This window comes from Streptomyces sp. NPDC002734 (assembly GCF_040295685.1).
Classification (GTDB): domain Bacteria; phylum Actinomycetota; class Actinomycetes; order Streptomycetales; family Streptomycetaceae; genus Streptomyces.
On the sequence record NZ_JBEOVU010000030.1, the window covers coordinates 75,492 to 98,213 of the forward strand.

At 70.4% G+C, this 22,722-nt stretch carries 19 protein-coding genes; 12 read left to right on the forward strand and 7 right to left on the reverse strand.

Translation table 11 applies throughout. From position 1 onward, the window contains the following. Positions 1 to 86 precede the first annotated feature (86 nt). From ABT026_RS24310 to ABT026_RS24320, 3 genes are all read left to right on the forward strand, one after another. On the forward strand, positions 87 to 1,250 hold the full coding sequence (locus ABT026_RS24310) for a S8 family serine peptidase (protein ID WP_351117257.1): 1,164 nt from the start codon (positions 87 to 89) through the stop codon (positions 1,248 to 1,250). A gap of 89 nt (positions 1,251 to 1,339) precedes the next feature. Next, the gene (locus ABT026_RS24315; RefSeq protein WP_351117258.1) at positions 1,340 to 1,681 is read left to right on the forward strand and encodes a WXG100 family type VII secretion target; all 342 of its coding nucleotides are present in this window, start codon (positions 1,340 to 1,342) and stop codon (positions 1,679 to 1,681) included. 68 nt (positions 1,682 to 1,749) lie between these two features. Beyond that, on the forward strand, positions 1,750 to 2,046 hold the full coding sequence (locus tag ABT026_RS24320; protein ID WP_448317949.1) for a WXG100 family type VII secretion target: 297 nt from the start codon (positions 1,750 to 1,752) through the stop codon (positions 2,044 to 2,046). 111 nt (positions 2,047 to 2,157) lie between these two features. Here ABT026_RS24320 and ABT026_RS24325 read toward each other — a convergent pair whose 3' ends face one another. From ABT026_RS24325 to eccCa, 5 genes are all read right to left on the reverse strand, one after another. Further along, a complete protein-coding gene (locus ABT026_RS24325) occupies positions 2,158 to 2,718 on the reverse strand; it encodes a hypothetical protein (RefSeq protein WP_351117260.1) in 561 nt (186 codons plus the stop codon). 61 nt (positions 2,719 to 2,779) lie between these two features. Continuing rightward, complete coding sequence (locus ABT026_RS24330) at positions 2,780 to 5,080, reverse strand: hypothetical protein (RefSeq protein ID WP_351117261.1); 2,301 nt, start codon at positions 5,078 to 5,080, stop codon at positions 2,780 to 2,782. 16 nt (positions 5,081 to 5,096) lie between these two features. Further along, positions 5,097 to 5,600, reverse strand: a complete 504-nt coding sequence (locus ABT026_RS24335; protein WP_351117262.1) for a hypothetical protein — start codon at positions 5,598 to 5,600, stop codon at positions 5,097 to 5,099. 13 nt (positions 5,601 to 5,613) lie between these two features. Further along, a complete protein-coding gene (locus ABT026_RS24340) occupies positions 5,614 to 5,847 on the reverse strand; it encodes a DUF6199 family natural product biosynthesis protein (RefSeq protein ID WP_351117263.1) in 234 nt (77 codons plus the stop codon). Continuing rightward, positions 5,847 to 9,818: a type VII secretion protein EccCa gene (gene eccCa / locus ABT026_RS24345; RefSeq protein ID WP_351117264.1), complete on the reverse strand. Its 3,972-nt coding sequence runs from the start codon at positions 9,816 to 9,818 to the stop codon at positions 5,847 to 5,849. Before eccCa ends, ABT026_RS24340 begins: the two co-directional genes overlap by 1 nt. Before the next feature lie 323 nt (positions 9,819 to 10,141). Between eccCa and eccD the strand changes: the two genes are divergently transcribed. Then, complete coding sequence (gene eccD / locus ABT026_RS24350; protein ID WP_351117265.1) at positions 10,142 to 11,644, forward strand: type VII secretion integral membrane protein EccD; 1,503 nt, start codon at positions 10,142 to 10,144, stop codon at positions 11,642 to 11,644. A 98-nt stretch (positions 11,645 to 11,742) separates the two neighbouring features. Here eccD and ABT026_RS24355 read toward each other — a convergent pair whose 3' ends face one another. Then, on the reverse strand, positions 11,743 to 12,018 hold the full coding sequence (locus ABT026_RS24355; RefSeq protein ID WP_351117266.1) for a DUF397 domain-containing protein: 276 nt from the start codon (positions 12,016 to 12,018) through the stop codon (positions 11,743 to 11,745). 282 nt (positions 12,019 to 12,300) lie between these two features. On the opposite strand from ABT026_RS24355, the gene rpsO reads away from it, so the two are divergent. The 5 genes from rpsO (at position 12,301) to ABT026_RS24380 (ending at position 17,840) form a co-directional block, all read left to right on the forward strand. Next, on the forward strand, positions 12,301 to 12,591 hold the full coding sequence (rpsO, locus tag ABT026_RS24360; RefSeq protein ID WP_151775557.1) for a 30S ribosomal protein S15: 291 nt from the start codon (positions 12,301 to 12,303) through the stop codon (positions 12,589 to 12,591). 376 nt (positions 12,592 to 12,967) lie between these two features. Then, positions 12,968 to 15,187, forward strand: coding sequence for a polyribonucleotide nucleotidyltransferase (locus ABT026_RS24365; RefSeq protein WP_351117267.1), 2,220 nt, complete (start codon positions 12,968 to 12,970; stop codon positions 15,185 to 15,187). After that, positions 15,184 to 16,563 carry a M16 family metallopeptidase gene (locus tag ABT026_RS24370; protein ID WP_351117268.1) on the forward strand — a complete coding sequence of 460 codons (1,380 nt, stop codon included), beginning with the start codon at positions 15,184 to 15,186 and terminating at the stop codon, positions 16,561 to 16,563. Before ABT026_RS24365 ends, ABT026_RS24370 begins: the two co-directional genes overlap by 4 nt. Before the next feature lie 59 nt (positions 16,564 to 16,622). After that, complete coding sequence (gene dapB / locus ABT026_RS24375; protein WP_351117269.1) at positions 16,623 to 17,375, forward strand: 4-hydroxy-tetrahydrodipicolinate reductase; 753 nt, start codon at positions 16,623 to 16,625, stop codon at positions 17,373 to 17,375. A 3-nt stretch (positions 17,376 to 17,378) separates the two neighbouring features. Further along, on the forward strand, positions 17,379 to 17,840 hold the full coding sequence (locus ABT026_RS24380; protein WP_351117270.1) for a tetratricopeptide repeat protein: 462 nt from the start codon (positions 17,379 to 17,381) through the stop codon (positions 17,838 to 17,840). A gap of 70 nt (positions 17,841 to 17,910) precedes the next feature. On the opposite strand, the gene ABT026_RS24385 is transcribed toward ABT026_RS24380, so the two are convergent. Beyond that, positions 17,911 to 18,489, reverse strand: coding sequence for an SCO5741 family PH domain-containing membrane protein (locus ABT026_RS24385; RefSeq protein ID WP_351117271.1), 579 nt, complete (start codon positions 18,487 to 18,489; stop codon positions 17,911 to 17,913). A 238-nt stretch (positions 18,490 to 18,727) separates the two neighbouring features. On the opposite strand from ABT026_RS24385, the gene thyX reads away from it, so the two are divergent. The 3 genes from thyX (at position 18,728) to ABT026_RS24400 (ending at position 22,411) form a co-directional block, all read left to right on the forward strand. Next, entirely contained in the window at positions 18,728 to 19,468 is a 741-nt protein-coding gene (gene thyX / locus ABT026_RS24390; protein ID WP_351117272.1) for an FAD-dependent thymidylate synthase, read from the forward strand. Positions 19,469 to 19,697: 229 nt separating this feature from the next. Then, positions 19,698 to 20,597, forward strand: coding sequence for a 4-hydroxy-tetrahydrodipicolinate synthase (gene dapA / locus ABT026_RS24395; protein ID WP_351117273.1), 900 nt, complete (start codon positions 19,698 to 19,700; stop codon positions 20,595 to 20,597). A gap of 128 nt (positions 20,598 to 20,725) precedes the next feature. Next, positions 20,726 to 22,411, forward strand: a complete 1,686-nt coding sequence (locus tag ABT026_RS24400; protein ID WP_351117274.1) for a ribonuclease J — start codon at positions 20,726 to 20,728, stop codon at positions 22,409 to 22,411. The last annotated feature ends 311 nt before the right edge of the window (positions 22,412 to 22,722 follow it).

The following is a 22,722-nucleotide window of genomic DNA, read 5'->3' on the forward strand; positions in this document are numbered from 1 at the left end:
CCCTGGGCGCGCTGACTATGGTGTCCCTGGGTACCGTCCCGGCTGCTTCGGCGGCCGAGGCTCCGGATGCCTGGCATCTCGAGGCCATGCAGGCCGAGCAGATGTGGAAGACCAGTACCGGTGAGGGTGTGACTGTCGCTGTCCTCGACACGGGTGTGAACCCTGACACTCCGTCTCTCAAGGGCCAACTCGTCGAGGACGGTGTACCTGCCTCGGTCGGTTACAAGGCGACGGTTGACTACGACGGACACGGCACGACCATGGCCGAGACCATTGCCGGTACCGGTGCCGGCGGTGGCCTGAAAGGGCTGGCGCCAGGAGCTGAGATTCTGCCCATCCGCCTTGACTTGGAGCAATTCAAGAACAAGACCGAGGGAAAGAAGGCTCCCACCTTCAGCGAGGCAGTCAGGGCAGCGGCCGACAGTGACGCAAAAATCATCAACATGTCGTTCGGCGGGACTTTCATCTTTGGTGACGATGCTGCGGCAGTGAGGTACGCCTACTCCAAGGGGAAGCTGCTGTTTGCGGCGGTCGGGAATGCAGCAGGCGAGAAGAACCGGGATGGTGAGAACGTCGATTTCCCCGCCGGCTACCCCTATGTCGTGGGAGTGGCTGCCGCTGACAAGAGCGGCACTGCGGGCAAGTTCTCCGAGCACGGCGTGAGAGTGGACATCGCGGCACCGGGCCTCGCTCTCCCGGGTTGGTGCGATGCCACTTTCCAGCGGTACTGCTCCGTGCAAGGCACCAGTTCGGCGACCGCTGTCGCGTCCGCATCCGCGGCGCTGATCTGGTCCGCCCACCCCGACTGGACCAACAACCAGGTGCTGAACGCTTTGATCGAAACCGCCAGCCGGGATTGGCCGCGGGACGAGACGAGCGTCTACCTCGGGCACGGCCTGGTCCGTCCCCGTCTGGTGCTGGCAGACCCGGCCTTCAACCCTGGACCCCCTGACCTCGATCCCCTGCTGAAGCAGCATGAGGCCCAGTTCGGCGGGGACTCAGCCTTCCAGCCCATCCCGTCACCCACCCCCACCACCCCCGCCGACGCCTCCTCCAAGACCCCCGCGGACGGCGCCGAGCCCGCCCCCGGCGGCAAGGGCGAGGAAGCCGGGGCGACGGACACGGACACCGCCGCCGCGCAGGACGGCGACAGCGGTGCCCTGTGGCCGATCGCCGGCGCGGCCGCCGCCGTGGTGGTGATCGGCGGCGTCGTCGCCTTCGTCGTCATGCGGAAACGGCGCACCGTCTGAGCTGATCACGGCATCCGCTCCGCACCGGACCACTCCGACCAACAGACCGACCGGCACATCAAGACCGCTGACGAAAGGGATCACAGGCCATGGCTTCAGATGGACAGCTTCTCCGGGACAGTGAGGTCGAAGCCCTCCAGAAGAACATCGTCGACCGCTTCGAGTCGATCAAGGGTCAGATGACCCGGCTGCAGGGCACCATCGACCAGCTCGAGGGCCACTGGCGGGGCATCGGCGCCGCGGCCTTCAACCGGAAGCAGGTCGAGATCAACGAGCACATGCGCGACATCGGCCAGCTGCTCGTGAAGTTCCTCGACAACATCAACATGACCCGCAAGGACAAGGACAACCTCGAGGACGAGGTGCGGGGCACGATCGACTCCATCGACGTGCAGTACGGCGGCAAGACCTCCGCGATCAACAGCTACTGACCGCACGCCGGCGGGCACCCCCGCACAGCGAGCACCCACGACGAGCATGAGACGAGGGAACCATGTCGATGAACCAAGATGAACTTGCCGTCAAGTACGGCGGGCTCGACGCCCTGACCACCGAGCTGGGCACCCAGGCGCAGAAGCTGGAGCAGGACCTCGGCGCGCTGAAGTCCGCGATCGCCCAGGCGGCGACCGGCTGGGAGGGCGAGGCCGCGACCGCCTTCCAGGAGGTCATGGTGGAGTGGGACAAGCACGCCAACGCCATCCACACGGCCCTGACGCAGATCGGTCAGAAGGTCTCCCAGGCCGGCGGTGACTACCGCGGTGGCGACCTGAAGGCGGCCAGCTACTTCCACGGCTGATCCACCGGCTACGGCTGCTCCACAGGCCGAGCCGCGACACAGGAACCGGGGCGGGACGCGCACGGAGGGCGCCCCGCCCCGGTTCCTTGTCGTCCGGGCGATGCCGGCCGCTCAGAGTTCCCCGCCCGACTCGCAGGCGTCCGACTTCTCGACAGCCTTGGTGAAGGCGTCGATGATGCGCTTCATGGCGTCGGCGTCACGGTGCTCGGAACCGTAGGCGCGTACAGCGGTGAACAGCCGGTCACCGTCGTCGGGGGCGGTACACCCGGTCCGTCCGAAGCCCTCTCGGTCGGACCACAGGAAGTGGCCGTCGCCGGTGCTGTGGTCCGGATGCTTCAGAGTGACACCTCCGGCGAAGTCGCCCGTGCGGGTGTCCGGCTCGTTCCACTCCACCGTCGTGGCCAGGACGTCCTTCCCGTCCACGAACACCATGCAGCCCGTCTTCCAGCTCAGCTCGTCCGTCGCGTCCCGTTCCTTGACCTCGATCTTCTTGCCGGCGGGCAGGAAGGGCGCCAGCTCGTCGGCGGGTACCTCGACCCCGCAAAGGCTCTTCGGCACGGCGTACTCCCGCTCCCCGCCTCCGCAGCCTGTCAGGCCGACGGCCATGACGACGGAGGCGCCGATCACGGCGCAGGTGCGGGCGACGGTCCGGGTCCGGGCGGACGACTTCATGACGGTGCTCCTTGCAGGGGGGAGATGACGGAAGGGGGCCGGAGACGACCTGGGCGGGGACTCAGATGTCCGTCTTCAGGTCCGCCGCCGTAGCGCCGACGTTCACACCGGAGTCGGTGAACCCCTCCCGGGCCCCGTCGCGGGCCCACTCGCCGACGTCCGGCAAGTCCAGGTGGTAGTTCTTCGCCGCCGTCTCGGCCGCCAGTTCCGTGTACTTGGCGTTGCTGTCCTTGCCGCTCTCCCAGAGCTCACCCATCACCGGGCCGGCCTCCTCCTTGGCCTTGCCCTCGGCGTCGGCGAAGACCCCCTCGAGGATCACACTTGTCGCCCCGCCCACCACGCCGCTGACCGCGGCGCCCGCCACGGGGGAAGCGATGAACGAGACACCGACCCCGGCCGCCGTGCCGACGACACCCGAGATCACGTTCTTGCGCTGGGCGACGGACTGCTCGTAGGCCTTGTCCTTCTCCTCGGCCTCGCCCGCGACCTCCTCGGCCCGGCCCTGGGCCAGCGTCCCGGACACCTCGCCGGAGCCCTTGCCGATCTGCTCGACCACGAACTGCGGGTCCTCCGAGTAGCGCAGCGCCTCCGGCAGGTCGGGGTTCAGGTGATACTCCATCAAGTTACCCATGTAGGTCTTCTGGCCGACCTCGACCGCCGCGTAGGCCTCCGGGTTCTGGCCGAGGGTGAACATCAGCCGCGTCGCGTCACGATGGGTCACCTCCGCCGCGGTCCCGGAGACCGGATACAGGCGGTCCGTGTCCCCGTCGGAGTCGTCGGTCAGCGCACGGTTGATGTCGGGCAGGTACTCCGAGGTGATCTGGCCGATGCTGTCGGACATGTAGCCGCGGTCGGTGAGCCGTCCCGCGTCCTCCGACACCGAAGCGGTGATCGCCTCGAACAGCCTGGCCTGCTCCGCGTTGTGGGCGGGCGTGTCCAGTGTCGGCATCTCGCCCGCCGGATGTCCGGTCGTCGCCGCCTCGAGCGCGAGGCCGAGGTAGTTCTTGCCGATGTGGACCTTGTCGTCCTCCGGTCCGTACTCCGGCGGCCAGTCCCGCTCCTCGAAGAGGTACTGGAAGTTGGTGAGGCCGACGGCGCCCTTCTTGCCGTTGCCGTCGGTGTCCCGCTCGAACGGGTTGTTCTCCGCGTCCTTGGCGATGAACTCCTGGTTGAAGAAGCTCGTGGCCGCGTCCGGGCTGTTCGACAGCGCCTTGAGGTACCCGGTGACCGGATCGTCGCCGCTGTCCTCGCCCATGTGGTTGAGCCAGGGGTCCCAATGGATGCGGCCTCCCCACGCCTGCTCCGCGTAGTCCCCGTTGTAGGACCGGCTGCGCTCGGTCTCCATCAGTGCGGTGCCGTAGCGGGTGAGGAAGCTGTCGTCGAAGTCGCCTGCGCGCATCAGGTTGCTCATCACCTGGAAGCCGAGCGGGCTGTAGCCCTCCCGCACCGGCTTGTCGCCCAGCGCGATCATCTTGGTCTGCCAGTCGGCCATCGCCGGGGAGTCGCTCTGCGTGGCGGCGGCCAGGGTCAGACTGAGGTTCTTCTGGAGGTCGTCGAACTGATCCTCCCGCGCGCGGAACAGGTGCTCCCCGGTGCCGAGCCGATCGTTGATGCCGGTCCAGAAGTCCAGCACCCCCTTCGGACCGAGAGTCGTCGCGAAGGTCTCGGCGAACAGCGGGTCGCCGGCGTGCTCCTTGAGGCCCGCGTTGAGGCGGTCGAACTCCTCGGGGGAGATGTCCTCGGGCTTCTGCTTGGCCAGCTTGGCCAGTTCCTCGGCGTCCCGCACCGCGTCCGCAGCGCTGTCGCGGTCGGAGTACTTGGCGTCGGAGAAGCCCAGACGGCTCTGGTCGGCTATCGCGGTGAGGACCTTGCGGGCGCTCTCGTCGCTCTCGGTGGCCTTGGTGAGTATCCCCTGCACCTCGTCCCGCAGGGCGGTGACGTCGCTCGCGTCGTGCTCGGGTGGGGTGTGACCCTTGGCGGCACGGTCGGGGTGGACGTTCATCGTCACGGTGAAGCCGCCGTTGCCGGTGTCCATGACGGTCAGGTTCTTCTTCAGACCGCGTTCGATCGCGTCCGTCAACTGCTGCTTGAGGGACTTCAGTTCACCAGTGGTGTCCTTGAGGATGTTGTGGATCGTGGTGGCCTGGGTGTGGGCGTCCTGGAACTCCCCGGCCGTCTTGCCGATGAACTCCTTGGTCACCTGGCTGTTCTCGCCGGACCAGTTGGCCTTGTTCGCCGAGGCACGCAAGCCGTCCTGGGCGTCCTTGGCCAGGGTCTCGAGGTTCTTGGCAACCAACCCCCACTCCTCGACGGCTGCGTCGAGCTGAGCGAAATTGGCGAATCGGAGCGCACTGAGGTCCATCGTCGGCCTCCCCCTGTCAGTTCTTGTCGCTCTTGTCGCCGTAGGCCGGGTTCGGCTTCCCGGGGTCACCGACCCGCTCGTCGAAGCCCGCGTCCAAGGCGGTGATGCTGCTCATCTGACGCAGGATGTAGTCCTCGTCGTTGGCGTGGATCGTGCGCGTCACCTGCATGTGGTTGCTGATGTGCGCACAGGCGTCGAGCAGCGAGTTCAGCTGCGTGCTCCACCTCAGCGACACGTGGCTCAGCCCGGCGCCCAGCGCGAAGCCCTGGCCGGTGAGGTCGCCGGCGGCGCCGTCGACGGCCTCCTTGAGGCGGGCCTTGTCCCACAGTTGGTCGTAGAGGGTGTGCGCCTCCTTGCCGATCGCGACCAGGTCCTTCTGGTGGACCTCCAGGTCACCCGCGGACGACGGCGGCCGGCCGGAGCCGCCGCCCATGTCGTCCGGCAACCGGTTCAGCTGCATGTTGCCCGAGGCGCGTTCCGCCGCGTCGGACTTCAGCTGCTCCCACTCGTCCCATGCCATGATCTCCCCCACTTCAGCTCGGTGACGGCGCCGTCGCCCACAGCCAGACGATCAGCGCCACGAATCCCAGCGAGCAGCAGATCAGCGCGACCCGCTGCCGTCGGTATGCCCCTTCCGAAGGCTCGTTGTGCTCCGGGTGGGCGTAGTTCTTCGCCTGGAAGCGCCACCACATCTTCTTCTGGTCGAGGAGCCCCAGCACGCCGGGTATCAGCGCGACGAGGAGCCCGAACACCATCAGGCCGCCCATCAGTACATCCCCTCCGGCACGAGTCCCGTCTGGACCAGCGGCTTGCCGCGCCGGCGCGAGACGAAGACGCCCCGCCCCGCCGGCATCGGCCGGGGCCGCACCCCGCCGAGCAGGTCGCCCTCGCCGGGGTCGCCCGCCAGCACCAGGCCCTGGGCGCCCAGCTCCTTGATCCGCTGGATGAACGCTTCGTAGCCCGCCCGCCCGGCGCCCGCGGTGGAGCGGGCGATGATGAACCGCACGCCCACGTCGCGCGCGAACGGCAGGTGCTCGGTCAGCCCGGCCAGCGGGTTGCCCTGCGAGGTCGACACCAGGTCGTAGTCGTCGACGACCACGAACACGTTCGGCCCGCTCCACCAGCTGCGGTCCCGCAGCTGCTGCGCGGTGACGTCGGCGGTGGGCGCACGGCGCCGCATCAGGTCCGCCAGCGCCGCCATGTGGTGGTCCATCGTGTTGGACATCGGGATGTACTCGGCCAGATGCGAGTCCGGCGTCACGTCCAGCAGCGAACGCCGGTTGTCGACCACGAACAGCTTGCACGCGTCGCCCGGGTAGCGCTGCGTGAGCTGCTTGATCAGCAGCCGCAGCAGGTTCGACTTGCCGGACTCGCTCTCGCCGAACACCAGGAAGAACGGGTCCTGGTCGAAGTCGAGGAACACCGGCTCCAGCGTGTTCTCGTCCAGCCCGAACGCCACGCCCCGCTCCGGGAAGCGGTCGCCGGCCGGCAGCTCCGCCAGCGGCAGCTGCCGCGGCAGCAGCCGCACCTTGGGCGCTCCCGGCGCCGTCCAGTGCCGGGTCACCTCGGAGGCCAGCGCCGCCGTGGCGTCCGCCAGGTCCGAGTCCGAGGTCAGACCGTCGATGCGCGGCACCGCCGCCATGAAGTGCAGCTTCTGCGGCGACTGACCGCGGCCCGGGACGCCCGACGGCACGTTCGCCGCCACCTTGCGGTCGAACTCCGAGTCCATCGGATCGCCGAGCCGCAGCTCGAGGCGGTTCATCAGCTGGTCCTTGAGGTTCGAGCGGACCTCCATCGACCGCGAGGCGGTGAGCACCAGGTGGACGCCGTAGCCCAGACCGCGCGCCGCGATCTCCAGCACGATCGGCTCCAGCGCCTCGTACTCGCCCTTGAAGTTGCCCCAGCCGTCGATCAGCAGGAAGACGTCGCCCCACGGCTGGTCCGTCATCGAGATGGTGCCGCGCGCCCGCCGCTGGCGGAACTCCGCGATCGACGGGATGCCCGCCGCCCGGAAGTACTCCTCACGCCGGTTCAGAACGCCGTACACCTCGGCCACCGTGCGCCGCACCCGCTCCGGGTCCAGCCGCGAGGCGACGCCGCCCACATGGGGCAGCCCCTCGATCGACACCATGCCGCCGCCACCGAAGTCCAGCCCGTAGAACTGCACCTCCTGCGGGGTGTGGGTCAGCGCGAACGACGACACCAGAGCGCGCAGCAGCGTCGACTTGCCGGACTGCGGACCGCCCAGGATCTGCATGTGACCGGCCGCGCCCGAGAAGTCCACCCACAGCGGATCACGCCGCTGCTCGTACGGCTTGTCGACGATGCCCACCGGCACCACCAGACGCCCCGCGCCCTCGTAACCGGGCTGGGTGAGGCCACGGCCCTGCACGGCCGTCAGGCCCGGCAGCAGACCGTCCAGCGACGGCGGACTGTCCAGCGGCGGCAGCCACACCTGGTGCGCCGCCGGCCCCTGCGCCTCCAGCCGCTTCACGATCACGTCCAGCACCGTGTCCGCCAGCGCGTCGTCGCCGGCCGCGCTCTCGGACTCGGTCCGCTGCCGCGGCACCTGCGCGTAGCGCACCGGCACCTCGGCCGCCGTGAACAGCACCGGCCGCCGGTCCACCGGCAGCGGCCCGCCGGCCAGCGCCGCCTGCTGCGCCCCCGAACGGTGGACGCCGGAGACGTAGGCCGCCTTGAACCGCACCATCTCGTCGGTGCCGAACTTCAGGAAGCCGGAACCCGGCACGTTCGGCAGCTCGTAGGCGTCCGGAACGCCCAGCGCCGCCCGCGACTCCGCCGCGGAGAACGTCCGCAGACCGATCCGGTACGACAGATAGGTCTCCAGACCGCGCAGCCGTCCCTCCTCCAGACGCTGCGAGGCCAGCAGCAGATGCACGCCGAGCGATCGGCCGATGCGGCCGATCTGCACGAACATCTCGATGAAGTCCGGCTTCGCGCTGAGCAGTTCGCTGAACTCGTCGATGACCAGCACCAGCGAGGGGATCGGCTGCAGCGGGGCGCCCGCCGCGCGGGCCTTCTCGTAGTCGTGGATGTTGGCGTAGTTGCCCGCGTCGCGCAGCATCTCCTGCCGGCGGTTGAGCTCACCGCGGATGGAGTCGCCCATCCGGTCCACCAGCGTCAGGTCGTCCGCCAGGTTGGTGATCACCGCCGCCACGTGCGGCATCCGCGCCATGCCGGCGAAGGTCGCGCCGCCCTTGAAGTCGGCGAGCACGAAGTTCAGCGTCTCCGACGAGTGCGTGACCGCCAGGCCCAGCACCAGGGTGCGCAGCAGCTCCGACTTGCCGGAACCGGTCGCGCCCACGCACAGGCCGTGCGGGCCCATGCCCTCCTGCGCGGCCTCCTTCAGGTCCAGCATCACCGGACGGCCGTCCTCGCCGACGCCGATCGGCACCCGCAGCCGCTCCGCCAGCGCCCGCGGCCGCCAGGTCCGCTTCGGGTCCACCGAGGCGGCGTCGCCCAGGTTCAGCAGGTCGGTGAACTCCAGGTTCGCCAGCAGCGGTTCGTCGTCGTCACCGCCCGACGCCATCCGCAGCGGAGCCAGCTGCCGCGCCAGCGCCTCGGCCGACGCGTACGACATGGTGTCCGGCGTCCCCTCGTACACCGCGCCGTGCGCCGACTCCAGCCGCAGCGACGACGGGTGCACCGACATCGCCAGGTCGCCCGGAGCGCCCACCTGCTCGCCCGGCACCACCTCGATCAGCGTGACGCCCTGCAGACCCTCCGGGCTCGCCAGCACCGAGTCGTGCGGCAGCGACACCCCGTCCAGCACCAGCACCAGATGCGGCGTCTCCGGCAGCGGAGGAGCCGCCGGATGGAACCGGGGCCGGCCCGACAGGCTGCCCGACAGCAGGTCCTCCAGCACCCGGGGATCCCCGGAGATCAGCCGACGCGAACCCGCCCCGTCCGGAGCGCCGGGAGCCTGGGCATGCGGCAGCCACTTCGCCCACTCCCAGTGCTCCAGCGCGCCCTGGCCCGCGGCCACCGCCAGGACCATGTCCTCCGGGGAGTGCAGCGAGGTCAGCGCCCCCGTCATGGCCCGCACCAGGGCGCGCACCGACTCCTGCTCGCCGCTCACCGTCACCCGGTGGAACGCCCGCAGGGACACCGCCATCGGCAGGTCCTCCAGCGTCGAGTGCACCGCCACGAACCGCTGCATCGCGCCCGCGGTCAACGGCTCCAACTGGTCCACCGGCCCGGTCTGCGGAGCGATCAGCGGCGACGCCAGCTGCTGCGGGCCCAGGCCGATCCGCACCTGCGCGAAGTCCTCGTCGCCGGGCCGCCGCTCCCACACCCGGCTGCCCTCGGCGACCAGCGCCCACAGCTGCTCGGGGGAGGGGTGCAGGTAGTACTGGGCGTCCCGCTGCGCGTTCGCGGTGTCCACAGCGCGCTGCCGGGTCATCGTCAGATAACCCAGGTAGTCACGCCGCAGATCGGCCAGCTGCCCCTGGTTGCCCCGCCGGAACCGCACCACCATCGCCACCGACATGGCGATCGTGGAGGCGATCATCACCATGCCCATGATCTTCATGAACGGCTTGTCGCTCATGAAGAAGAACACCACCGAACCGCCCATGCCGAGCGTCGGCAGCAACTGCATCAGCACGCTCTCCTGATGCCCGCGCGGCAACTCCGGCGGTGGTTGCAGCACGATCTCTTCCGTGGGCACCTCGGACGGCAGCGCCCTCGGCGGACGCTTCACGACGATGTGGCTCACTGGTCACCAATCCCCTTGCCGGGCCCTGCCGTTGTCCAGGGCTCCCCGTGGTCCGGGTATGCGGGCCGCGGCGTGATCCTACTGAGTCCACGCAGCACCGGTGAGCGGTATGGTGCCGGATGTTCGCCCCGACCGGACGGCCAGGGCCGCAGGTTGGCGCGGACACACGTGAACGACACCGGACAACAAGGACGTTCGGCCGCCGCGGGGACGCCCATGCGCCACCCGCGGTCACCGGACCGCCGCACCCGCCACACGAATCCGTCACGCGCACCCGCCACCGCAGACCACCACAGCACACCACCACCGAGGGGGAGCAGAAGGTGAGCACCACGGCCTCCGCGCCGGCCACCGGACAGGCCGGTCCCGGACCCGCGGGCCCGTCCGGAACGGGCGCCGCCTCCGGACTCGGCTTCTGCCGGGTCACCATCGTCGCGCCCGACAGCCGCATCGACGTGGCGCTGCCCGACGACATCCCGGTCGCCGACCTCTACCCGGAGATCCTCAGGCTCTCCCGGCAGAGCCCCGCCGAAGGGGCGCCCGTCGGCTACCACCTCGTCCGCCGCGACGGCACCGTCCTCGACAGCGCCCGCTCCTTCGCGGCCCAGCGCATCCTCGACGGCGAGCTGCTCACCCTGCGGCCCTTCTCCGCCTCGCTGCCGCCCGCCGTCTTCGACGACGTCTCCGAGGCCGTCGCCTCCGCCGTCTCCCGCGACCACACCCTGTGGTCCGGCGACCTCACCCGCACCGGCGGCCTGGTCGCCGGGGGAGTGCTGCCCGCCCTTCTCGCCTTCGTCGCCTGGACCTCACACCCCGGCCACGACATGCACGGCCTGCCGGGCGTCCTCGCCGCCATCGCCGGAGTGGTTCTCGTCGTCCTGGCCTGCGTCCGCGCCCGCGTCTACGACGACCGCCAGGCCGCCCTCGCGCTCGGCCTCGGGGCGCTGCCCAACATGGGCGTCGCCGGCTCCGGCCTGCTGCCGCTCGCCGACGGCAGCGGCATCGGCAAGCTCCAGGTCCTGCTGGCCTGCGCCGCCGTCCTGGTCGCCGCCGTGGTCCTGACGCTGTGCTCCCCGCGCGGCGACGGCCCCTTCGTGGCCTGCGTGGTCGCCTCGGCGATCGGTGTGGCCACCCTGTTCGCCGCCCTCGCGCTGCGCTGGAACGCCACCGAGACGGCCGCCCTGTGCGCCCCGCTCGCCGTCGGCGCCCTCGCCTTCCTGCCCGGCATGTCCCTGCGCTTCGCCCGCCTGCCCATCGGCTTCGACCCGCCGCAGACCGGCACCGCGAGCGCCTACGGCGCTCTGGAGACCGAGCCGCAGGAACCGGTCGACCTGCACCGCATCGAGGAACGCACCCGCCGCGGCCACGAACTGCTGGTCGGTCTCGTCGGTGGCTGCGCCCTGGTCGCCGTCGTCGCCTGCGCGGTGCTCGGCTTCTCCGACGGCCTGTGGGCGCGGCTCCTCGCCCTGGCCACCGGCATCGCGCTGATCATGCGGGCCACCCTGTTCCGCTACACCGCGCAGGTGGGCCCGCTGCTCGCGGCCGGCCTCGCCTCCTTGGTGCTGCTCGGCCTCGGGCTCGCGCTCAACCCGCCGGCCACCGCCGACCCGTCGGCCCTGGAGCTGCGCACCCTGTGGCTGGTCGCCGCCGTCGCCGCCGCGACGGCGCTGATCACCGGCATCGGCCTGATCGCCCCGCGCGGCGGCCCGACCCCGTTCTGGGGGCGGTTCCTGGAGATCGCCGAGTCCTTCGTCCTGCTGACCCTGGTCCCGCTGGCCCTCGCGGTCTTCGGCGTCTACGAGGCCGCCCGGGCGATGACCAGCTGACCCAGTCGCCCGGCGGCAGGCCGGCCGGGCGCCACACGCCGAGGGCGGGCGCGGACCGTCGCGCCCGCCCTCGGCGTTTCTCGGGGTCGCCCCTCCGCTCAGCCCTCGGCGGCGGGCTCGAGGTCGAACTCCCCGTCCCGCGCGCCCAGCACGAAGGCCTGCCACTCCGCCTCGGTGTACCGCAGCACCGTCCCCGGGTCCAGCGACGACCGCATCGCCACCGCGCCGCCCGGCAGGTGGGCGATCTCCACCCGCTCCTCGTCCCGCTCCGTCCCGGGCGCGCTGCGCCACTCCACCCCGGAGATGTCGAGCGCGTACAACTCGTCCCGCTCCCGCTCCTTGCGGGCCTTCACGTCTTCCTCTGTCTCCGCCATGCGAAGCCCCTTCCGAACGGGCCCGAACCGGGCCGGGTCGATCCGCGACGTACCCTAGTGCGCGCGCCGGGGTCCCCGGCCGACTTGTGCGACCCGGGCCCAGGGCCCCCTGTCCGGCCTGGTACTCTGGGCGACGGCCGTTTGTGTACGCACCACCGGACCTGCCCGACGGCGGTCTGGAGGACGCGCCCAGCGGATCCCCGCCTCCCGAGTAACGGAAGCTCCCCCGAGACACAGACCGGGGGCACTCGGCGGCCATCAGGACATCACCAAGGAGTACGCGTGTCGCTCGACGCCGCTACGAAGAAGCAGATCATGACCGAGTTCGGCACCAAGGAAGGTGACACCGGCTCCCCCGAGGTCCAGGTCGCGCTCCTGACCCGCCGCATCTCCGACCTGACGGAGCACCTGAAGAGCCACAAGCACGACCACCACTCCCGTCGTGGTCTGCTCATCCTGGTCGGTCAGCGTCGCCGTCTGCTGCAGTACCTGGCCAAGAAGGACATCCAGCGCTTCCGTGCCCTGGTCGACCGCCTCGGCATCCGCCGTGGTGCGGCCGGCGGCGCCAAGTAAGACGCCGTGAGGGGAGCGGTTCCCGGGTAGGGGACCGCTCCCTTTGCCGTATGTACGGAAACGTGCGAGGTGTCACCCACACTTTGTAGTGTGGTAGCACAACGCACCACGCACGACACACCATGATCACCGGTGAGCGTCGGACCCACACGGGGTACCACGTATCACTGGCCGCACGACCGGACCGCTCACGCGAGCGGTTCACCCGAACGAGGGGAAGCGCACCTCGCCGCCGCCGGTCCTCGGTAGTGGCCCCCGGGGAGACACACCCGGGAGCTTCGATCGAAGACCGGCCCGCAAGGTACGGCGCGCTTCTCCGCCGACGTCCCCCTGCCACACGGGCAGCCCGGGACGAAAGACGAGGAGAAGAACACTGGTGGAGAACGAGACCCACTACGCCGAGGCCGTCATCGACAACGGCGCCTTCGGCACCCGCACCATCCGCTTCGAGACGGGCCGCCTGGCCCGGCAGGCCGGCGGCTCCGCCGTGGCCTACCTGGACGACGACACCATGGTGATGTCGGCGACCACCGCCTCGAAGAACCCCAAGGACCAGCTCGACTTCTTCCCCCTGACGGTGGACGTCGAGGAGCGGATGTACGCCGCCGGCAAGATCCCCGGCTCGTTCTTCCGCCGTGAGGGTCGGCCCTCCGAGGACGCGATCCTCACCTGCCGCCTCATCGACCGCCCGCTGCGCCCGTCCTTCAAGAAGGGCCTGCGCAACGAGATCCAGGTCGTCGCCACCGTCATGGCGCTCAACCCCGACCACCTGTACGACGTCGTGGCGATCAACGCCGCGTCCGCGTCCACACAGCTGGCCGGCCTGCCCTTCTCCGGCCCGATCGGCGGCGTCCGCGTCGCGCTGATCCGCGGCCAGTGGGTCGCGTTCCCGACGCACACCGAGCTCGAGGACGCCGTCTTCGACATGGTGGTCGCCGGCCGCGTCCTCGAGGACGGCGACGTCGCGATCATGATGGTCGAGGCCGAGGCCACCGAGAAGACCGTCAAGCTCGTCGAGGGCGGCGCCGAGGCCCCCACCGAGGAGATCGTCGCCTCCGGTCTGGACGCCGCGAAGCCCTTCATCAAGGTGCTCTGCAAGGCCCAGGCCGACCTCGCCGCCAAGGCCGCCAAGCCGACCGGCGAGTTCCCGATCTTCCTGGACTACCAGGACGACGTGTTCGCGGCCCTGTCCGCCGCCGTCCGCCCCGAGCTCTCGCAGGCGCTCACCATCGCCGGCAAGCAGGAGCGCGAGGGCGAGCTGGACCGCATCAAGGCGCTCGCCGCCGAGAAGCTCCTCCCGGAGTTCGAGGGCCGCGAGAAGGAGATCTCCGCCGCGTACCGCTCGCTCACCAAGCAGCTGGTCCGTGAGCGCGTGATCAAGGAGAAGAAGCGCATCGACGGCCGCGGTGTCACCGACATCCGCACCCTGGCCGCCGAGGTCGAGGCCATCCCGCGCGTGCACGGCTCCGCCCTGTTCGAGCGTGGCGAGACCCAGATCCTGGGCATCACCACCCTCAACATGCTCCGCATGGAGCAGCAGCTGGACACCCTCTCCCCGGTGACGCGCAAGCGCTACATGCACAACTACATCTTCCCGCCGTACTCCGTCGGCGAGACCGGCCGCGTCGGCGCCCCCAAGCGCCGCGAGATCGGCCACGGCGCCCTCGCCGAGCGCGCCATCGTCCCGGTCCTGCCGGCCCGCGAGGACTTCCCCTACGCGATCCGTCAGGTGTCCGAGGCCCTCGGCTCCAACGGCTCGACCTCCATGGGCTCCGTCTGCGCCTCCACCATGTCGCTGCTGAACGCCGGTGTGCCCCTCAAGGCCCCGGTCGCCGGCATCGCCATGGGCCTGATCTCCGAGGAGATCGGCGGCGAGACCCACTACGTCACCCTCACCGACATCCTCGGTGCGGAGGACGCCTTCGGCGACATGGACTTCAAGGTCGCCGGCACCAAGGAGTTCGTGACCGCCCTCCAGCTCGACACCAAGCTGGACGGCATCCCGGCCTCCGTCCTGGCCGCGGCCCTCAAGCAGGCCCGCGACGCCCGTCTCCACATCCTCGACGTGATGATGGAGGCCATCGACCGGCCCGACGAGATGTCCCCGAACGCCCCGCGGATCATCACCGTCAAGATCCCGGTGGACAAGATCGGTGAGGTCATCGGCCCCAAGGGCAAGATGATCAACCAGATCCAGGAGGACACCGGCGCCGAGATCACGATCGAGGACGACGGCACCATCTACATCGGCGCCTCCGACGGCCCGGCCGCCGAGGCCGCCCGCGCCACGATCAACGCCATCGCCAACCCGACGATGCCGGAGGTCGGCGAGCGCTACCTGGGCACGGTCGTCAAGACCACGACCTTCGGCGCGTTCGTCTCCCTGATGCCGGGCAAGGACGGTCTGCTGCACATCTCGCAGATCCGCAAGCTGGCCGGCGGCAAGCGCGTGGAGAACGTCGAGGACGTCCTCGGTGTGGGCCAGAAGGTCCAGGTCGAGATCGCCGAGATCGACTCCCGCGGCAAGCTCTCCCTGATCCCCGTGATCGAGGGCGAGGACTCCGAGCAGGCAGACAAGGACGACAGCGAGAAGTGACCTCTCGTAGCTCCACGACGACGGCCCGCACCGGTTCCCCGGTGCGGGCCGTCGCCCGTACCCAAACCCTGATCAAGGGCACCAACGGCAGCGGCACCGTCCGCCGCACCACCCTCCCCGGCGGCCTGCGCGTCGTCACCGAGACCCTCCCCTCGGTGCGCTCCGCCACCTTCGGCATCTGGGCCAACGTCGGCTCCCGCGACGAGACGCCCGCGCTGAACGGGGCCACCCACTACCTCGAGCACCTGCTCTTCAAGGGCACCTCCCGGCGCAGCGCCCTCGACATCTCGGCCGCGGTCGACGCGGTCGGCGGCGAGATGAACGCGTTCACCGCCAAGGAGTACACCTGCTACTACGCCCGCGTGCTGGACACCGACCTCCCGCTCGCGATCGACGTGGTCTGCGACATGCTCACCGGCTCCCTGATCCGCGAGGAGGACGTCGACGTCGAACGCGGCGCCATCCTCGAGGAGATCGCGATGACCGAGGACGACCCGGGCGACTGCGTGCACGACCTGTTCGCGCAGACCATGCTCGGCGACACCCCCCTCGGCCGCCCCGTCCTCGGCACGGTCGACACCGTCAACGCGCTCACCGCCGACCGCATACGGCGCTTCTACAAGAAGCACTACGACCCCACCCGCTTGGTGGTCGCCGCGGCCGGCAACGTCGACCACGCCAAGGTCGTCCGGCAGGTCCGCACCGCCTTCGAGAAGGCCGGACTGCTCACCGACCACGAGGCCGTCCCGGTCGGCCCCCGCACCGGCAGCCGCACCCTGCGCGCGGCCGGCAAGGTCGACCTGATCGCCCGCAGGACCGAGCAGGCGCACGTCGTCCTCGGCATGCCCGGCATCGCCCGCACCGACGACCGCCGCTGGACCCTGGCCGTCCTCAACACCGCCCTCGGCGGCGGCATGTCCTCCCGCCTCTTCCAGGAGGTCCGGGAGAAGCGCGGCCTGGCCTACAGCGTGTACTCGTACACCTCGAGCTTCGCCGACTGCGGCCTCTTCGGCGTCTACGCCGGCTGCCGGCCCAGCCAGGTGCCCGACGTGCTGAAGATCTGCCGCGACGAACTCGACCGGGCGGCCGCCGAAGGCCTCCCCGACGACGAGATCGCCCGCGCCGTCGGCCAGCTCAAGGGCTCCACCGTCCTCGGCCTCGAGGACACCGGCGCGCTGATGAACCGCATCGGCAAGAGCGAGCTCTGCTGGGGCGACCAGATGTCCGTCGACGACGTCCTCGCGAGCATCGACGCCGTCACGCCCGATGATGTCCGTGAGGTCGCCCGGGACATCCTGGGCCGCCGTCCCTCCCTCTCGGTCATCGGCCCCCTCAAGGACAAGCAGGCCTCCCGGCTGCACGAGGCCGTGTCCTGAGCCGACCGGACCTTCGTCGACCGGACCCCGCGGGGCCCGCGAAAGGAAGCAGGAGCAACATGAGCAAGCTGCGAGTGGCGGTACTCGGCGCCAAGGGGCGCATCGGCTCCGCGGCCGTCAAGGCGGTCGAGGACGCCGAGGACCTGGAGCTGGTGGCCGCCCTCGGCCGCCACGACAGCCTGGAGGTCCTGACCTCCTCCGGAGCCCAGGTGGCCGTCGAGCTGACCACCCCCGACTCCGTGATGACCAACCTCGAGTACTGCGTCGGCAACGGCATCCACGCCGTCGTCGGCACCACCGGCTGGAACGACGACCGCCTGGCCGCCCTCGACGGCTGGCTCAAGGCGTCCCCCTCCACGGGCGTCCTGATCGCGCCGAACTTCTCCATCGGCGCCGTCCTCACCATGAAGTTCGCCCAGCTCGCCGCGCCGTACTTCGAGTCCGTCGAGGTCGTCGAACTGCACCACCCCGACAAGGCCGACGCGCCCAGCGGCACCGCACAGCGCACCGCCCAGCTGATCGCCGAGGCCCGCCGGGCGGCCGGCAGCGCCCCGATGCCCGACGCCACCGCCACGGCCCTGGACGGGGCCCGCGGCGCCGACGTCGAGGGCGTCCCCGTGCACGCCATCCGGCTGCGCGGCCTCCTGGCCCACCAGGAGGTCCTGCTCGGCGGCGAGGGCGAGACCCTCACCGTCCGCCACGACTCCCTGCACCACCGCAGCTTCATGCCGGGCGTCCTGCTCGGCGTGCGCCGCGTGGTGGACACCCCGGGCCTGACCTTCGGGCTCGAGCACTTCCTGGACCTGGGCTGACCCATGCGCGCGAAGATCACCTACGCCGTCACCGCACTGGCCCTGATCGCCTACTTCGTCCTGGCCGGCAGCCGCGGCGTCATGCTCGTCCAGGTCGGCACCCCGCTCACCGTCACCCTGGGCTGCGCCGTGCTGGTGCTGCCCGCCGTCGGCCTGTGGTTCCTCTGGGCGAACACCCGGTTCGCCCAGCGGGCCGGCGCCCTCGCCGCCGAACTCGAGGCCGAGGGCGGCCTCCCGGTCGACGACCTGGAGCGCACCCCCAGCGGCCGCATCGACCGCGACTCCGCGGACGCCGTCTTCGCCCGCCGCAAGGCCGAGACGGAAGCCGCCCCGGAGGACTGGCGCTCCTGGTTCCGTCTCGCCGTCGCCTACCACGACGCCCGCGACACCACCCGCGCCCGCAAGGCCATGCAGCGCGCCATCCAGCTGCACGACGGCCGGCCCACCGCAGGCACCCGCGGCTGACGGCCGCCGCCGGCCCGGCACACGACGACGGCCCCGCCGCCCACCGGGCGACGGGGCCGTTGCGGCGTCCTCAGCGTCCCGGAACCGTCCGGTACTCGTCCGCCCACGCCTCGACGGTGTCCGCCGCACGGTCGAAGACCTCGGGCTGACCCAGGAAGTCCGCGCCGTGCGTGCTCAGCAGCACCACCCGGCCGTCCGCGGCGGCGCCACCGCGCCCGCCACGGGGCTGCAGGACGAGTCCCTGGCCCTGCACCGTCCTCGGCAGCCCCATCCACCGGACAGGCTGCTGGAGGACCCGCAGCGCCCCCACACGGGCCCACGGAGTGGTGCGGGTGGCGAAGAACATCACGTGCCGCAGACCCGCCGAGCTCACCCAGACGCCGGTCCGCAGCCCGCGCAGCGCGCCGGCGATCATCAGCACCGCCAGACCGAACCACACCCAGGCGGTCGTCACCGAGGTCGTCGCGGCGATGATCACCGCCGCCACCAGCACGAACGAGGCGAGCAGCAGCACCAGCGCGGCCAGCCCGACCCGGTACGGCCCCGGCCGGTAGGGCCGCCGCCACCGCTGCCGGTCGTGGAACGGGAGGACGACGTCGTCGGCCTGCTCGTCGAACGCGCGGTCGGCCGTCAGAAAGGGCAGGGGCACGGCGGGTCCTCACTCGATCCACGATCCATACACACGAACGAACTCCGGTGAGGCTACCGAGCCGCGTCCGGGCCCACCACCCAGGGGCTGCCCCCACGCCGCCACCGGCGGCGGCCGAAAGCCGCGGACGGGGTCCAATCGGCGCATGCCGTCGTCGTAGAGTGAGCGACTGCCTGCCGAAGGCCGCCCACCCGGGTCGAACCCACCGCCGAGATCCCTGCCGAAGGAAACCTCCACCGTGACCGACACCCCCGCCGACGACCTCACAGCAAGTTTCCGCAGCGACGTCACCGTCGAGCTGGTCAAGCACACCGCCTCGGACGCCGACGTGCTGTTCGCCGCCCGGGTCTCCACCCTGGGCGAGCAGTCCCTGGAGGAGCTGGAGAAGGAGCCCGGGCGCTCCAAGGGGCTGATCAACTACCTCATGCGGGACCGGCACGGCAGCCCCTTCGAGCACAACTCGATGACCTTCTTCGTCAGCGCGCCGATCTTCGTCATGCGTGAGTTCATGCGGCACAGGGTGGGGTGGAGCTACAACGAGGAGAGCGGCCGCTACCGGCAGCTCGAGCCCGTCTTCTACGTCCCCGGCGCCGACCGCAAGCTGGTCCAGCAGGGCCGGCCCGGCAAGTACGAGTTCGTCGACGGCACCGCCGAGCAGCAGGAGACGGTCACCCGCACCATGACGGAGGCCTACCAGGAGGCCTACCGCGCCTACCAGGAGATGCTGGCCGCAGGCGTCGCCCGCGAGGTCGCCCGCGCGGTCCTGCCCGTCGGGCTCTTCTCCTCGATGTACGCCACCTGCAACGCCCGGTCGCTGATGCACTTCCTCGGCCTGCGCACCAAGCACGAGCTGGCCCGGGTGCCGTCGTTCCCCCAGCGGGAGATCGAGATGGTCGCGGAGCAGATGGAGCAGTCGTGGGCCAAGCTCATGCCGCTCACCTACGAGGCCTTCAACACCAACGGCCGGGTCGCCCCCTGACGTGCTCGGCGGGCACACCGACGGCCCTCGCCCGGGCCTTCCCGCGAAGGCGAACGCGCCCCTCGCTCGAAGTGTCCGGATTGCGGCATTTCGAGAAGTTCATCTAGCCTGACGATACGGACCCGGCACTGCTTGAACCCCCGAGCAGGCAGTGCCGGGATCCCGTTCGTCCACAATGTCCGGCCCCCGACGGCGCACCAGGCCCGGTGCAGCGAGTAGCGTGTTAGCCATGGCACCGACCTCCACTCCGCAGACCCCCTTCGGGAGGGTCCTTACCGCCATGGTGACTCCGTTCACGGCGGACGGCGCGCTCGACCTCGACGGCGCCCAGCGGCTTGCCACCCATCTCGTGGACGCCGGCAACGACGGTCTCATCGTCAACGGCACCACCGGTGAGTCGCCCACCACCAGCAACGCGGAGAAAGCGGCCCTCCTGCGGGCCGTCCTGGAGGCGGTCGGCGACCGCGCCCACGTCGTGGCAGGCGTCGGCACCAACGACACCCGCCACAGCATCGAGCTGGCCCGCGCGGCCGAGGAGCTCGGCGCGCACGGCCTGCTCACCGTGACCCCGTACTACAACAAGCCTCCGCAGGAAGGCCTGTACCAGAACTTCACGGCGATCGCCGACTCCACCGGCCTGCCGGTGATGCTCTACGACATCCCGGGCCGCAGCGGCGTCCCGATCGCCACGGAGACGCTGGTCCGCCTCGCGGAGCACCCGCGCATCGTCGCCAACAAGGACGCCAAGGGCGACCTGGGCGCCGCGAGCTGGGCGCTCTCCCGCTCCGGACTGGCCTGGTACTCCGGCGACGACATCCTGAACCTGCCGCTGCTGTCGATCGGCGCGGTCGGCTTCGTCTCGGTCGTCGGCCACCTGGTCGCCCCCGACCTGCGCGCCATGCTCGAGGCGCACCTCGGCGGCGACGTGCACAAGGCCGCCGAGATCCACCACAAGCTGCTCCCCGTCATCCGGGGCGTCTTCCGCACCCAGGGCGCGATGACCGTCAAGGCGGCCCTTGCCCTGCAGGGACTGCCCGCCGGCCCGTTGCGCGCCCCGCTCGTGGAGCTGAGCCCCGAAGAGCTCGACCAGCTCAAGATCGATCTGGTCGAGGGCGGGGTACAGCTCTGAGCACCGGACTTCACAACTGAATACGCAGGGCGATCGCGCCTGCACCTTCACACGACAACTGCTTACGCACGAACGTCACGCGCGCCACGTGCCCCCGGGCACGTGGCGTACGTGGTGAGGAGAGTCTTTTGAGTCATCCGCACCCTGAACTCGGCCCGCCGCCCAAGCTTGCCAAGGGCGGACTGCGGGTCACCCCGCTCGGCGGTCTCGGCGAGATCGGTCGCAACATGACCGTCTTCGAGTTCGACGGCCGCCTGCTGATCGTCGACTGCGGCGTGCTGTTCCCCGAGGAGGAGCAGCCCGGCATCGACCTGATCCTGCCGGACTTCTCGTCCATCCGGGACCGCCTGAACGACATCGAGGCCATCGTCCTGACCCACGGGCACGAGGACCACATCGGCGCCGTTCCCTACCTGCTGCGCGAGCGGCCGGACATCCCGCTGGTCGGCTCCAAGCTGACCCTGGCGCTGATCGAGGCCAAGCTCCAGGAGCACCGGATCCGTCCGTACTCCCTGGAGGTCTCGGAGGGCAACCGGGAGCGCCTCGGCCCCTTCGACTGCGAGTTCGTCGCGGTCAACCACTCCATCCCGGACGCTCTCGCGGTGGCCATCCGCACCCCCGCGGGCATGGTCGTGCACACCGGCGACTTCAAGATGGACCAGCTCCCGCTGGACGGCCGCCTCACCGACCTGCACGCCTTCGCGCGGCTGAGCGAGGAGGGCATCGACCTCCTGCTCAGCGACTCGACGAACGCCGAGGTCCCCGGCTTCGTGCCGCCGGAGCGCGACATCTCCAACGTGCTGCGGTCGGTCTTCGCCGGCGCCCGCAAGCGCGTGATCGTGGCGAGCTTCGCGAGCCACATCCACCGCGTCCAGCAGATCCTCGACGCCGCCCACGAGTACGGCCGCAGAGTCGCCTTCGTCGGCCGCTCGATGGTCCGCAACATGGGCATCGCCCGTGACCTCGGCTACCTGCGGGTGCCGCCGGGCCTGGTCGTCGAGGTCAAGACGCTGGACGACCTGCCGGACCACGAGGTGGTCCTGGTCTGCACGGGTTCGCAGGGCGAGCCGATGGCCGCGCTGTCCCGCATGGCCAACCGGGACCACCAGATCCGCATCGTCCCGGGCGACACGGTGATCCTGGCGTCGTCGCTCATCCCGGGCAACGAGAACTCGGTCTACCGGGTGATCAACGGTCTGACCCGCTGGGGCGCCAACGTCGTCCACAAGGGCAACGCCAAGGTCCACGTCTCGGGCCACGCCTCGGCCGGCGAGCTGCTGTACTTCTACAACATCTGCCGCCCGCGGAACCTGATGCCGGTGCACGGCGAGTGGCGTCACCTGCGGGCCAACGCCGAGCTGGGCGCCCTGACCGGCGTCCCGCACGACCGCATCGTGATCGCCGAGGACGGCGTGGTCGTCGACCTGATCGACGGCAAGGCCAGGATCACCGGCAAGGTGCAGGCCGGCTACGTCTACGTCGACGGTCTGTCCGTCGGCGGGGTGGGCGAGCCCGCGCTCAAGGACCGCAAGATCCTCGGCGACGAGGGCATCATCTCGGTCTTCGTGGTGGTGGACTCCTCCACCGGCAAGATCAGCGCCGGCCCGCACATCCAGGCCCGCGGCTCCGGCATCGAGGACAAGGCCTTCGGCGACGTCCTGCCCAAGCTGGTCGAGGTGCTCGAGCGCCAGGCCCAGGAGGGCGTGGTCGAGCCGCACCAGATGCAGCAGCTCATCCGCCGGACCCTGGGCAAGTGGGTGTCCGACACCTACCGCCGCCGGCCGATGATCCTGCCGGTCGTGGTCGACGTCTGAGCCCTGGTCAGCGCGTGATCCACGCGTGAACCAGGAGGGGAGCGCCTCGATTTGCACATGGGCGCTCCCCTCCAGTACGTTTACGGCTCCCGCCCAGGGGGCACCCGCAACGCTTACGGCGTCCGGGGGTGCCTGACCCGGAGGGCGGGAAAACCGACTCAGAACTTCTGATAAAGTCGGAACCGCCGGAAAGGGAAAACGCCGAAAGGCGAAGGACCTGGAAAGCACCGAGGAAATCGGAACGGAAACGGTCTGATAGAGTCGGAAACGAAGGAAGCGCCCGGAGGAAAGCCCGAGAGGGTCAGTACAAA